The sequence below is a fragment of the Parabacteroides distasonis genome, assembly GCF_004793765.1.
In the GTDB taxonomy this organism is placed as follows: Bacteria; Bacteroidota; Bacteroidia; order Bacteroidales; family Tannerellaceae; genus Parabacteroides; species Parabacteroides distasonis_A.
This window is the reverse complement of sequence record NZ_SRYM01000077.1, coordinates 1-12,908: the sequence shown is the minus strand read 5'-3', so window position 1 is coordinate 12,908 and position 12,908 is coordinate 1. Positions and strand designations below refer to the sequence as shown.

The window sequence follows — 12,908 nt, the reverse complement described above, 5'->3', positions numbered from 1 at the left end:
ACTAAATTTCAACAATTTCAAAGTACTCTTTCCGATTTTAATGGGACATCAATGTCTTTGGCTATTATCAGTTCCTATCACGCATTCGGTCAGAAGGATAGGAATGTCATATATAAGGTTGGCGTTGGAGAACTCATATACACCCCGCCGCACGAAGGAAATTCCGGCACCGCCGTAAAAGTCCTTAAAGATGTGGCGGAAGTCCTTCTCAACGGCCAAACCACAAAACAGCAGCCCCAATATGCCGAAGCAGTCAGGGCGAGTATTGTCAATGGCTTGAGAAAGTTATTCTTTTCCGACTGTCCGATGGTGTGATTCCTCAAGAAGAACTCTCAAATAATATTCCGACACTTTATGTTGATGGGACGATAGTCAATATCAGCACCGTCTCCAAGACAGAAACAAATAAGGACAGCAAAGGGAATAAAACCACCAACACATCTTACCGCAGGATTATAAGCGTGACCGTAAATTTGAAAGACTCTTACAATGGCACATTGATTAATAGCCAGACATTCAGCATATACGACAGTGATCTTTATTGGATGGCTTCCGGCGAAAAAGCGATCAACAATGCCCTTGAACGCCTGACGTCCAAGGTGGCTAACTTTTATAACCAGATGTTTCCACTACGTGCCTCTATCGTTGAAAAAGGTGAGGTTAAAAAGAACAAGCAAAAGGGGGTCTATATAGATCTTGGAGCACCCGACGGAGTGTATAAGGGCCAGCAGTTTGATGTTTTCCTCGTCAAGACAATCGCAGGCAAGGAAGCGAAGACAATAATCGGCAGACTTAAAATTGAAGAAGTAGAAGGCGACGAGATAAGTCTGTGTAAAGTCACCAAAGGGGCCGACATGATAAAGACCGCGCTCGATGAAAACCATGTACTTCTAATAACTAGCCGATAAGAGGTTATATAATAACTATTAAATTGTAACGAATAGAATCTTGATAAAGGAACTATGGGCAACCCAGAAAATCCTAAACTGAAACTAACATCAAAATAAAAAGAGTATGAGGCAATCTCTCCTTCGAAAAGTAACAGGTGGGATCTTGCTATTATTGGCAGGATTGACCCAAGTAGTCACGGCGCAACAAGCGCAAACAGAAGCGTGGGTTATCACAAAAGACGTAGACTATACGGATGTGATTCACGTAAAAGAACTAATCATCAATGGTACCTCCGAGAATCCAACGGATACAATTGATATTTCCTTACGGAATAACAGCACGATCGAGACCATCACGGTTGAAAGCGGAAAAGCAAAAATACACTTCACAGGAGATGAGAACATAACATACACGCTAGGGACTATCACTATCGCAAAAGACACAGAACTGACATTGTTAGGATCTCCCCAAAAACTAAGTATACAATCAGTCAGTAACGAGGGGCGGTTCACGGACGAGACAGGAAACGAAGGCATGATCTTAGGCCCAGCCGGATTATGGATACAGGAATTTAAGCCTAATGAAGATATTACCGTACCGGATGGTACTCAAATAAAAAGCGTTTCTCTCCAGTATGCGGTCAAGTCTTTCTACAAGAAAGTCATCGTGGAAACCTACCAAAACGGCCAATGGGTAAATTATGATGAGATCAAAGGCGGTGAATCCAAGAATGAGAGTCCGGAATTGAGATCCACCAAAGGAAGCGAGACCGAGAAGTGGACTTTACGTGCATCCTACATTTTTACGACAGCCGTAAAAGGAACCTATCGTTTCAAAATCGAAACGACCAAAGATAATTGCAAGACAACTTGGTATAGCAAACCCTATGAGCTGATCGCAAGCGAATACGAGATCAAGGATGATCAGCTGGAATTGGGAACAGAGACGACCACTATCCTACCAAGCCTATTAATCACAGCTGGTAAGGATGGAGTAGTAAAAGACGCAATATTGAATAACATTGAAATCCCTGAACATACCGTTGAAACGCCTTCCGTAAATGTAGAGCCGGGCGCAACGGTAAATCTTACATTGAAAGGAAAAAACGATCTCGGCTCGATTCTATTGGCGAAAGGTTCAACAATCACTTTGAAACCGGAAACGGCAGGTGAGGATATGAACGAGAAACTATCAATCTCTTCTGTCCGTAATGGAGGCTCTTTCACGGACGAGACCGCTACGGTCTCTTCTGTCAAAGATTTGAGTAATCATACGATGATCGAGTTCACGGATACGATTATCTACCAAATCGAAAATGCGATCAGCGTTAGCTTAAGAGCGGTAGGAAACTCTTTGGATGCTGGTTATTGGCTATTGGGAGACCATACGATAGAAAAGTTTGATGGCGAGTGGAAGGACGTACAATCGAAATCCCAATTGCGTGCGGATACCCCTGCAGAAAACCCGAATCGTTCCGCTGAAGTCGTAATCAATCTTACGACTACAGAGACAGGTACTTATCGTATGAAAGTGACCTCAACTCATATTGATAATGAAGCACATAACGCTACTTTATACTTCATGTTTGAAATCGCTAACTTAAAAGACAAGATAACCATCAAGACGATCGATGGAGCCACCGTATCCATTGATGGAACTAGCGAAGAATATAAGAATGCCAATATGTTGCTATTTGCCAATAATGAAAGTACGGAATCTCCGGTCAAAGTAACCTTAAACAATGTCCAATTGAAAGAGGTGGAAGAGTATGAGGAATACACGTCCAGCGTTGTCACCGCAAAACAGAATTATGAGCTTACACTAAATGGAGACAATAACTTGGCGGCCTTTATCGTTGAGGAGGACGCTACCGCTACCTTGAAAAAAGGAGATTCGTTCAAATCCTTGAACGCTACGGTTTATAACGGCGGTAAGTTCATCGATGAGACCGGTACGATCCAACAGGTAGTGGATCTCGATGGCTTGAATATGCTATCCATTACCGGATTTGAAATGACGGATTGGGATGGTTATAGCCTAGTGGCTCATTCCGACTTCTTCTTTGGCGATTACGAGGTGTCGGATAGAGAGTTGGAACATCAGGTAAACGGGGAATGGATACCTTATCATAACAGCGTAATGCGTTCCGTAGAAGGAACACCGGAAGGAGGTACTCCGGATAGTCACGAATGTGCCTATACATATACAGGCTTGGAGACAGGGCAATACCGCATTAAGGTTTATGCGGAGAAGTGGACTGAAGGAGCTGAGTTTGGAAAAGCGAATCATGCCGTAACCTTATACCATCACTTTACGATCACTGGACCTGCTCCTGAACCTGAACCTACTTATTACAGCATCACCTTGCCATCCGTAAAAGGTATCATCACCTCTCCGACAGCGGGTACGTACTGGGAAAGTGAGAGCTCCTCATTCAGCTTCTCCCTGAAACTAGATCCGGATTACGACCAGTCACAGCCCATCATAAAAGTGAACGATACAGAGGTAACCCCAGACGGAAACGGCACTTACACGATCTCAAGCATCTACGAGAATATCACGATCACGATCGAAGGTATCACGGAGAATACACCGACCGGAAACGCAGTGGTAGAGGAAAATGGCGTGAAGATATGGACCGCCGATCGGCAACTCCATCTGTCGGTTCCCTCCGCAGAGTGTGTATGGATCTACGCTTTCAATGGCAGCTTGATCCGTTCCTTGGATGAGGTAGCCGGAGATATTACCGTAAACTTAAACAAAGGCTCTTACATCATCATTATTGGAGAGAAACGATATAAGGTAGCTTTATAAACCATTTACCGGATGCGAGCGCATGTCGCATCCGGTAATACTTACTCATAGATAATCCCTTATGATAACCTGCTTGAATTGCGGACAATCTACACAAACACCCGCCCGAATCACGATAAGGACGTTTGGCAAAAACTTTATGATGAACTTCTCGGGAATCACCTCCGACTTCTGAGAGACCTTTGTCGGTTTGATACTACATCCATGGATCGTCATAAAAGAGTATCTCCATGGTAAATGGACGAAATACTCTTCTCCCATTGCCATGCTCATGCAGCTATTGATCGTCTTTACAGTAATATACTCCATACTGGGCGACATTTTCGGGATAGATCTTTTATTCCGCCAAAATATAACAATCACCAACAATTGGTTTACAAAGACCATCCTCTCATCAGACATCCTTTTCAAGATGACACTGTTGCTGCCAGTCGCTATTAGCTGCTATATCGTTTATTGAAAAGCAGGAAGCCATAAATATAATTTCGCCGAGTATTTCACGGCGTGCGTCTATATGGACTGCACCTTTTGCATTTACAATTACGTGCTTATAAAACCGATAGAGCTACTCAATACGAATGTAGTTTATGGCCTCAAGGTTGTCATGACGATCATCGTAGGAACAATAGCCTTGTTTAAGGCATTCCCGATACAGTCACCCTGGGAACGATATGCGACATAGCTGAAATTCATGACCTTAGATATAGGCTTGATAGCACTTATCTTTATGCTCATTTACTGGATCACAAGTCCCGAATAAAGATAAAAGTGATTTATACGGAGAACAGAAGTGATCTCCACATCATGATGCTCTCCATCGCAGTCGTCTATTATCGACGGAAACTGAATAAATGCAAGACCGCACTTGTGCGCTGTATCAACGAGAACATTGAAATGAGAGAAAAGCTTCCCGAATACGAACTTCCCCATTTTATCGGCAGGGACGACATCACACCTGAAGAATTTACCAACATCGTACATAATATACTGAAAAGACTACTCTACATATTCGTATTTTGCCTAATGATCTGATCGATATCAAACATGAATAAAATAAGACACTTTATAGTACCCCTATGGGTCATTTCTCTCGTTATCGGATGGAGCTGCGCCAACAAGCATACCCCCGGCATAACAACTGGGCAAGACAGTATCTATCATGTCGCCCGTATACAGGATATGACAATCACTCGGCCGCACGAGGTACTCGCGCTGCTTGATACCACCCATACATCCCTCAAAGAGGAGGATTGGCACTCCGTTTCAGCAACCTGAACCCAATCCGGCAATACAAACACTTTCGCTTCTCGCAATATTCCCGTTTCAGCTGGATGAGCGATTGTGTATCACCGGCGTTACGGACATGGATACTGGATCGAGCGAAAGCGGTTACGATATGGTTTCGTTCCGGTGGGATACTTTCCAACAAACGAGTCGCACGGGTACAATATTCCGGTAATTTATTCCGTCCCCCATAAGCGAAAAGTAAAGGGACAACCGTGTTTATCAGCAATATATTAAGAGCATTCTCCCCGATCTCCTTCTCTTTCTCCGGAGAGGCATAACGGAAATGATAATGATTCTTCCAATAATCCGAGGGTTGGATACGGAAATAATCCTTGATCTCTCTAGGAGAAGAAGCGGACAGAATCATTGAGAACAACGTATCATACCGATGCCAGATAGCGGCCAGTTGCGCCAACTTTACATGCGGGAAGTTGGTCGGACGGATGCGGAGGCTTTTGAACAAGGATTCATCCAAAGGCTTGAGATCGAACTTATGGCGGAGAAACTCATATTCTCGCCTCAGCAGACGGTAGTAATGGCAGGATCCCTCTTCCGAGAGCATACCCGCTTGTCCAAAAAGCATCGCCTCTACTTGCGACTCGCTAGCTCTTTGTTTTTGGATATATCGCAGGGGGAGGCTTTTGGCCAACCACTCGAAAGCGTCGCTATTCACACCAAAGCCGAAACTACGGGTCAATAGGATATAGAATACCTCGTTCCAATCCTCTTGGTACTGATCCAGCAGGCGGTATATATCCTCTGTCTTTCGTTCCAGCCGCTCACTGAGTAAGGTATCCATCCACGAGGCCAGATGCACGGAGTCTACTTCTTGAATCCGTTCCAGACAGGGAACTGGCACTTCTCTAGCCAATAACCAATCGATATTTTTCCGGATAGGTTCCGGAACGGGTAATATCAATTGAGGAATAAGCTCACCGTTCATCCGGCAGATGGACGCATCATTCACGCCCGTTACATGCAAGATAACGGAGTCATATGCCTTATCCGAATCATGATGATGCAGCAACCAATCGGAAGCTTTCTCATGGATCTCCACGCTTCCGGCCCATACCGTGCCGTCAATCTTTATCTTGGCGTTGAAGAAGTCGGGACCGGCGTCGGTGTTTTGTATTCCGGGATCGATAACAGCGATGGGAAGCCCCTCGGTGGTAGTCAATGAAGTACTTGCGTAGAGTTTGTATTTCCAAACATAGTGTAATAAACGTTCCATATTCTTTCAGAGTTAAGATTTTGGATTCAAATGTAATTCATTTTCTGTATATTTGCGACATTAATTGAATTAAAGTATGAAAATTGCACTTATAGGTTACGGGAAAATGGGCAAAACGATCGAGCAGATCGCCATCCAGAGAGGACATCAAATTGTTTCCATCGTAGATATCAATAATGCGGAGGATATATATTCGGAAGCATTCAAGAGCGCTGACGTGGCGATTGAGTTTACTACCCCGGCTACCGCTTTCAATAACTATATGAAATGTTTCGAGGTAGGCGTGCCGGTCGTATCGGGCACTACCGGATGGTTGGATCGTATCAGCGAGATCAAGGAGAAATGCGAGAAAGAGGGCAAGACCTTCTTCTATGCCTCTAACTTCAGCATCGGCGTAAATATCTTCTTCGCCATGAACAAGTATCTGGCGAAAATCATGAACAACTTCCCCTCCTACGACGTTAAGATGACGGAAGTTCACCATATCCACAAGCTGGACGCACCCAGTGGAACGGCTATCACGTTGGCCGAAGGTATCTTGGAAAACATCGATCGTAAAGACCGCTGGACCTTAGAGAACGCCGAGAACGCGACCGACCTGCCGATCCACGCCATCCGTGAGGGTGAGGTTCCGGGTATCCACGAGATCACGTATGAGTCGGACGTAGATACGATCAGTATCAAGCATGATGCCAAGAGCCGTGCCGGATTTGCGCTAGGCGCCGTAATAGCGGCAGAGTTTACCGCCGGAAAGAAAGGTTTCCTAGGCATGAATGACTTATTCAAATTCTAAACGTATTAGCTAAAAGATGAAGAAGTTCACGAAAAAACAATGGATCAAGTTTAGTATAGCGGCCGTATTATACACGTTGTTCGCTATCTGGATGCAAAACTTATGGTTACTGCTGGGATTAATCGTCCTAGTCGATATATTCTTGACGCACTACATCCCTTGGGGAGCTTGGAAACAGTCTAAGAACCCGGCGGTACGCAACGTATTGGAATGGGTGGACGATATCGTATTCGCGCTGGTAGCCGTTTATTTCATCAATTTGTTCGTCTTCCAGAACTATCAGATACCGAGTTCTTCCCTAGAGAAATCCTTGCTGGTAGGAGATTACCTGTTCGTCAGCAAATTAAGTTACGGCCCTCGCGTACCGAACACCCCGATCTCCTTCCCGTTGGTACAAAATACGTTGCCTATCTTAAACTGTAAATCGTATCTGGATTGGCCGGAATGGGGCTACAAACGGGTGAAAGGTTTGGGCCACGTGAAACGTAATGATATCGTAGTGTTCAACTTCCCCGCAGGCGACACGATCGCCGTGAAAGTGCAAAACCCGGATTACTACTCCTTGGTCGAGGAGTACGGACGGGAACGTATCTTATTGGATAAGGCCACGTTCGGCGAGGTAATGTACCGCCCGGTCGACAAACGGGAGAATTACGTGAAGCGTTGTATCGGTATGCCGGGTGATACGCTCCAACTCATAGACAACCAAGTGTACATAGACGGTAAACCCGCCGAGAACCCGAAAGATATGCAATTCAACTACTTCATCGAAACAGACGGCTCCCCGATCACAGAGGAGCAATTCCGTTTGATGGACGTAAGCAAGGATGACCGTATGCTGGCCTCCAGCGGCGGTTATTACCAGAACCTATTGTCATACCTAGGCTTTACGCCTAACGCAAACGGACAGTACAACCCGGTATATCGCCTGCCACTCACGAAAAAGGCCTTGGCGATAGCGGAGAAGTTACCTACCGTGAAGAAGGTTATCATCGAGCCGGAGACGTTGGGCGGCCCTACCTATCCGGTCGGATACAATACCGGCTGGACCCGTGATAACTTCGGGCCGCTTTGGATCCCGAAGAAAGGGGCTACCATCCCGTTGGACGAACGTAATCTGGCGTTGTACAGCCGATGTATCAAGAATTACGAGAACAACACCTTGGAAGCGAAGGACGGCAAGGTCTACATCAACGGCAAGCCCGAGACTTCCTATACGTTTAAATACGATTATTACTGGATGATGGGCGATAACCGCCATAATAGTGCGGATAGCCGCTCATGGGGTTTCGTACCCGAGGATCACATTGTCGGTAAGCCGATCTTGGTTTGGTTATCTTTGGATAAGGACCGCAGTCTGTTCGACGGTGGTATCCGTTGGAACCGCCTGTTCCGTTGGGTACATCCGGATTAAGAGGTGACAACTTCGTATTATGACAATCCAACGATTCTTGATAGTTCTCATGAAATGGCTGGTAGCTTTCGCGCTAGCCGCAGGGATCGTTATGCTCATACGCCTTTTTTGCATAGAGTCCTACCGCATTTCCACGGACTCTATGGAAGAGGCCCTGCATAAAGGGGATTATATCCTAGTCAATAAAATACTGGGGAAAGATAAGCCCGTCCGAGGTAAAGTCATACTTTTTACCAGCCCGCTCTCACGAGATTCAGCGGATGCTCCCTTATTTATCAGCCGCTGCATCGGTATGCCAGGCGATACGATCCGGGTCAGCATGGACGGATATACGATAAACGGGCAGAAAATCCCCCGCTCTCCCCGCTCCCTTAGTTCCTATTTCATCACACTGAGCGCTAAGGAGACGTTCTTGGAGACGTTAGAGAAATTAGATATCCCACTCAGGGATTTCAGGCAGGAGAATTTCGGCTGTATGCTCAGCCTCACGGCTTTTGAGGAATATCAATTGAGGGAGGAATTGCCCGATGCCATAAACCGTCATTTTATCGGGGAACAAATGCAAGAATACATGTTGATCGTCCCACGGAAAGACCGGGCTTACCCGCTGAACGCAGCCTCGCTCACCGCCTGCAAGGAGATCATCATGCGGGAGACGGATGGCAAGGCTTCCTTCCGTGACGGAAAGTTATATCTGGACGGGCGGGAGACTAATTTCTTCTTTTTCCGACAAGACTACTATTGGGTACTGTCCGATAATACCAACGAGGCGGTAGATTCCCGCCATCTCGGTTTCATACCGGCCGACCATATCGTCGGCAACGCTTGGCTCTGCTGGTACAGCCCCGACAAACAACGAATCTTTAAACCCGTTCATTAACATGCGACCTGTATATATAGCGACCGCCTATCTAGGCCCCATACAACAATATTGCAAGATGCTCCAATACCCGGAGGTCCATATCGAAACCGCCGAGAATTACGTGAAGCAAACCTACCGTAACCGCTGCGTCATCGCCGCAGCAAATGGCCCGCTCTCCTTATCCATCCCCATTGTCAAGCCAGATACCTTGAAATGCCAGACCAAGGATATCCGTATCTCCGACCACGGGAACTGGCGGCACCTACACTGGAACGCCTTGGTATCGGCCTACAATATGAGTCCGTTCTTCGAGTATTACGCCGATGACTTCGCTCCTTTCTACGAGAAGAAATACGAGTTTCTCCTCGACTTCAACGAGGAATTGCGCCGTCTGGTCTGTGACCTGTTGGATATGCAACCCTCTGTCGTCTACACCGACCATTATGAACCGGAGGTAGCCAACGATTTCCGGGAAACGATCCGCCCGAAACACGAAGGGGAGGATCCCACCTTCCGCCCGGAACCTTATTATCAAGTATTCCGGGAGAAATTCGGATTCCTCCCCAATCTGAGTATTGCTGATTTACTATTCAATATGGGTCCAGAAGGACTTGTTACTTTACGGGCGTCGGAGACGTGAAACGCCATTTGCCAGTCCCGCTATCGCCAGCAAGGTTTTACGGATCAAGATAACGATGCCCTCGTTATAATCCTTATCCCACATACATCCCAGCGAAAGCCTCGCCATCACCACGAACATCAAGATGAAAGAGATAGCCGGCTGGATTGATATGGCTCCCTGCGTATTATCCTCCCTATATACAACTGTATTGCCGAATTACTCCAAGGGAATCAAGAGCCACCCGCCGGACCCAGCGCTCGCCGAATCCTTCAGGAGATTTTATCAAGATGTGTACAGTCCCATCCCTGCAAATGAACGAAAGTGAGTTAGTCAAAGAAAAGAAAATGCAAACCCTAAACCAGTAGAGACGGGACATACCCCATCTCCCACCATCCCAATATAATACAGATTGATTATTCCTTCTGGAACTTCCTGCTCACTTTCAATAGGTTCCCCGTAAAGGAGACCACGTTCTGGGCTTCCTGTACCATCGTCAGGTAGAGCATGCTCACCTTCGTACTGCCAGACTGCCCTTGGATACGTTTCAACTCCCCTTTCTTCAAGGCGGTAAGTTGGTTCATCAAGGTTACAGACTCAGCGATCAGCTCCTCAAAACCGATATAGTCGTTTTTACGGATCATCGTAGCGCAATTCCGCAAGAAAGAAATAATTCGTACCGACACCTTTCCGAAATCATCTTTCTGTACCTCACTCAACGGGCTGAAATTATTATCAATATGATCTTTCATCGGTTCTGCCAAGCGACGGATACTGAATATGATCTCACTAGCGAAATCATTTCCTTGATAATAGTAAAGCCCCTTCTCCACGGCAATATCGTGATCCAATTGGGTTACTCCAAGCGTACCTACACGTTTCACCTGTTTCAGGTGAATCCTCTTCTCCTCCACGGCGGTCAAGACCTTGCGCAACTCACGAAGATTCTCATTCATGAACCCATTCACCGCCTTATCGAATACCTCCGCCGTAAAATCAATATCAGATTGTAATTCCTCGCGGCTATGCTCACGGAACAAGGCCAAAGCCTCACGAGTATCCGTAGCCTTACGAAGTTTAGACACCGTAGAATTCACCTCTTCCTTCAATACCTCTTTCCGTAATTTGGCCTTATAAGCGAAGTGGCTACGAACCAACGAATAGATCGCCAAACCGATCATAGCAACCAAAGCAGGGATACCTCCCCAATAAACCAAAAGAGCGACGATGAAGCAGATCGCAAAGGCGGCTCCCGCCGTAATAAACCAACCACCGATCACGGACAATACGCCTGTGATGCGATATACGGCGCTCTCACGCCCCCAAGCACGGTCTGCCAACGAAGTACCCATAGCGACCATGAAGGCCACGTACGTCGTAGATAAAGGCAATTTCAAGGAGGTTCCCAAAGCGATCAGCAATCCGGACAGGACCACGTTCACCGAGGCACGTACCAAGTCGAAGCTGGCCTTATCATCCATGATCATCTCGCTTTGGTCGAAACGGCTATCAATCCAATTCTTGACCGGAGTCGGCACGATACTTAATATCGTAACGGATATATTACTGCAATTCCGTACCAATACCCGTGCGACAGGCGATGTACCAAAAGACTCCTCTCCATCCGATTGACGAGACAGATCCAAGGAAGTCTTCACCACGTTTTGGGCCTTTTTAGAAGTAGCCAGGGCGATCACCATCACGACACCGGAACCCACCAAAAAATACCAAGGTGTCTGGGCCGTTCCCAACAAGGAGGTCATCAAAAATGTATCCGTGGTAGTAGTCCCTCCCTGCGCCATCAGATCCATATAAGAGGAATAGCCGGCCAAAGGTACTCCGATAAAGTTCACCAAATCATTTCCAGCAAAAGCCAAAGCCAAGGCAAACGTACCCATCAAAATGACCACCTTGAATACATTCACCTTCAACCAATGCAATACCTGCATCAAGAGCGTAAAAAATACCATACACCCCAAAACGATCATCCCCGTATTGGCATACACCATATCCTTAAACTCACCCGTCATAAAAGAACTTGCCTTCAGTCCTTTTATCAGCATAAAATAAATGATGGAAGTGGCAGCCAAACCTCCGAAAAGACCAATAAAATATTTAGAGCTTTTCTTATAATTAAACGAGAACAAGATTCGGGATAGATACTGCACGATCGTACCAAAGAAAAAAGCGATCGCCACAGAAAGGAAGATACCTAGAATCACGGTAAAAGCCTTCTCAGTATTCAGTAGATCCCCCAATTGCAAAGCACCCGAGGAATTAGCGATCTTTACCAAGGCGATCGCTACCGTTCCACCTACCAACTCAAATACCATGGAAACCGTTGTCGAGGTCGGCATACCTAACGAATTAAAAATATCCAGTAGCACCACATCCGTAAGCATAACGGCCGCAAGGATACACATGATCTCCGAGAAATAAAAATGCTGGGGTTGATAAATACCATGCCGGGCGATATCCATCATACCATTGGATAACGCCGCACCTACAAAGACCCCCACGGCAGCAATCGCAATAATAACTTTAAAGGATGCGGCTCTTGCGCCAATAGCTGAATTCAAGAAATTCACGGCGTCATTACTAACACCGACCGATAAATCTACGATGGCCAATACAAACAAAAATATGACCAAGAACAAATAAAATGTTTCCATTACTGATTGTTATAATTCTTGCACAAAATTCTGAAACAATTATTTCACACCGGTTACATACATATTACAATGATGTTACAACCTACGGATTAGATTCAAAAACAACCAAATATGGAATTAGGTTGAAATTAACATCAAGTATTTCTCTTTTAAGAAACACATATACTAAAGGTTTTTATATCATTTGCGATTACATATTTAGAAGGGAAATAAGTATACAAGATTCTAATTACTTGGAAAAACACTCCAAAGAAATAACGGCCGGTGTATATAACAAAAAAAGGAGCCACTCTTTCGACTGGCTCCTTCACCTAAGACGGCGGCT

The 12,908-nt window shown here is 45.7% G+C and carries 13 protein-coding genes; 9 read left to right on the top strand and 4 right to left on the bottom strand.

Annotation, left to right across the window (positions count from 1 at the left end):
• The 3 genes from E5342_RS19450 to E5342_RS17775 all read left to right on the top strand — a co-directional run.
• The coding region (locus E5342_RS19450) for a hypothetical protein (protein ID WP_432707227.1) at positions 1-315 on the top strand (315 nt) is incomplete at its 5' end.
• Positions 312-908, top strand: a complete 597-nt coding sequence (locus tag E5342_RS17780; protein ID WP_135959974.1) for a hypothetical protein — start codon at positions 312-314, stop codon at positions 906-908. The genes E5342_RS19450 and E5342_RS17780, both read left to right, overlap by 4 nt.
• Before the next feature lie 106 nt (positions 909-1,014).
• Entirely contained in the window at positions 1,015-3,705 is a 2,691-nt protein-coding gene (locus tag E5342_RS17775) for a hypothetical protein (RefSeq protein ID WP_135959973.1), read from the top strand.
• A gap of 45 nt (positions 3,706-3,750) precedes the next feature.
• Here the strand turns inward: E5342_RS17775 and E5342_RS19885 are convergent, their stop codons facing one another.
• Positions 3,751-4,014: a hypothetical protein gene (locus E5342_RS19885; protein ID WP_183128564.1), complete on the bottom strand. Its 264-nt coding sequence runs from the start codon at positions 4,012-4,014 to the stop codon at positions 3,751-3,753.
• Here E5342_RS19885 and E5342_RS20400 point away from each other — a divergent pair.
• Positions 3,896-4,165 (top strand): hypothetical protein, encoded by a 270-nt coding sequence (locus E5342_RS20400; protein ID WP_432707226.1) that lies wholly within the window; start codon positions 3,896-3,898, stop codon positions 4,163-4,165. The genes E5342_RS19885 and E5342_RS20400 overlap by 119 nt on opposite strands.
• A 777-nt stretch (positions 4,166-4,942) precedes the next feature.
• Here the strand turns inward: E5342_RS20400 and E5342_RS17765 are convergent.
• Positions 4,943-6,223, bottom strand: coding sequence for a DUF2851 family protein (locus E5342_RS17765; protein WP_121736858.1), 1,281 nt, complete (start codon positions 6,221-6,223; stop codon positions 4,943-4,945).
• Between the two features lie 76 nt (positions 6,224-6,299).
• Between E5342_RS17765 and dapB the strand changes: the two genes are divergently transcribed.
• Genes dapB through E5342_RS17745 form a run of 4 tightly spaced genes read left to right on the top strand, consistent with a single transcriptional unit; the run spans position 6,300 to position 9,932 of the window.
• Complete coding sequence (gene dapB / locus E5342_RS17760; RefSeq protein WP_135959972.1) at positions 6,300-7,016, top strand: 4-hydroxy-tetrahydrodipicolinate reductase; 717 nt, start codon at positions 6,300-6,302, stop codon at positions 7,014-7,016.
• A gap of 16 nt (positions 7,017-7,032) precedes the next feature.
• The gene (locus E5342_RS17755) at positions 7,033-8,430 is read left to right on the top strand and encodes a S26 family signal peptidase (protein ID WP_121736856.1); all 1,398 of its coding nucleotides are present in this window, start codon (positions 7,033-7,035) and stop codon (positions 8,428-8,430) included.
• Between the two features lie 19 nt (positions 8,431-8,449).
• Positions 8,450-9,310, top strand: a complete 861-nt coding sequence (gene lepB, locus E5342_RS17750; RefSeq protein WP_135959971.1) for a signal peptidase I — start codon at positions 8,450-8,452, stop codon at positions 9,308-9,310.
• A 1-nt stretch (position 9,311) separates the two neighbouring features.
• A complete protein-coding gene (locus tag E5342_RS17745; RefSeq protein WP_121736854.1) occupies positions 9,312-9,932 on the top strand; it encodes a WbqC family protein in 621 nt (206 codons plus the stop codon).
• On the opposite strand, the gene E5342_RS20045 is transcribed toward E5342_RS17745, so the two are convergent.
• A complete protein-coding gene (locus tag E5342_RS20045) occupies positions 9,912-10,040 on the bottom strand; it encodes a hypothetical protein (RefSeq protein ID WP_259463443.1) in 129 nt (42 codons plus the stop codon). The genes E5342_RS17745 and E5342_RS20045 overlap by 21 nt on opposite strands.
• A 16-nt stretch (positions 10,041-10,056) precedes the next feature.
• On the opposite strand from E5342_RS20045, the gene E5342_RS19535 reads away from it, so the two are divergent.
• Complete coding sequence (locus E5342_RS19535) at positions 10,057-10,239, top strand: hypothetical protein (protein ID WP_135959970.1); 183 nt, start codon at positions 10,057-10,059, stop codon at positions 10,237-10,239.
• Positions 10,240-10,327: 88 nt separating this feature from the next.
• On the opposite strand, the gene E5342_RS17735 is transcribed toward E5342_RS19535, so the two are convergent.
• Positions 10,328-12,583, bottom strand: a complete 2,256-nt coding sequence (locus E5342_RS17735) for an inorganic phosphate transporter (protein WP_121736852.1) — start codon at positions 12,581-12,583, stop codon at positions 10,328-10,330.
• Between the last annotated feature and the right edge of the window lie 325 nt (positions 12,584-12,908).

Excerpts from the sequence above, each read along its gene's own strand:
- E5342_RS17775 (WP_135959973.1), top strand. The coding sequence starts at position 1,015 with ATGAGGCAATCTCTCCTTCGAAAAGTAACAGGTGGGATCTTGCTATTA.
- E5342_RS19885 (WP_183128564.1), bottom strand. The coding sequence starts at position 4,014 with ATGGAGTATATTACTGTAAAGACGATCAATAGCTGCATGAGCATGGCA.
- E5342_RS17765 (WP_121736858.1), bottom strand. The coding sequence starts at position 6,223 with ATGGAACGTTTATTACACTATGTTTGGAAATACAAACTCTACGCAAGT.
- dapB (WP_135959972.1), top strand. The coding sequence starts at position 6,300 with ATGAAAATTGCACTTATAGGTTACGGGAAAATGGGCAAAACGATCGAG.
- E5342_RS17755 (WP_121736856.1), top strand. The coding sequence starts at position 7,033 with ATGAAGAAGTTCACGAAAAAACAATGGATCAAGTTTAGTATAGCGGCC.
- lepB (WP_135959971.1), top strand. The coding sequence starts at position 8,450 with ATGACAATCCAACGATTCTTGATAGTTCTCATGAAATGGCTGGTAGCT.
- E5342_RS17745 (WP_121736854.1), top strand. The coding sequence starts at position 9,312 with ATGCGACCTGTATATATAGCGACCGCCTATCTAGGCCCCATACAACAA.
- E5342_RS20045 (WP_259463443.1), bottom strand. The coding sequence starts at position 10,040 with ATGGCGAGGCTTTCGCTGGGATGTATGTGGGATAAGGATTATAACGAG.
- E5342_RS19535 (WP_135959970.1), top strand. The coding sequence starts at position 10,057 with ATGAAAGAGATAGCCGGCTGGATTGATATGGCTCCCTGCGTATTATCC.
- E5342_RS17735 (WP_121736852.1), bottom strand. The coding sequence starts at position 12,583 with ATGGAAACATTTTATTTGTTCTTGGTCATATTTTTGTTTGTATTGGCC.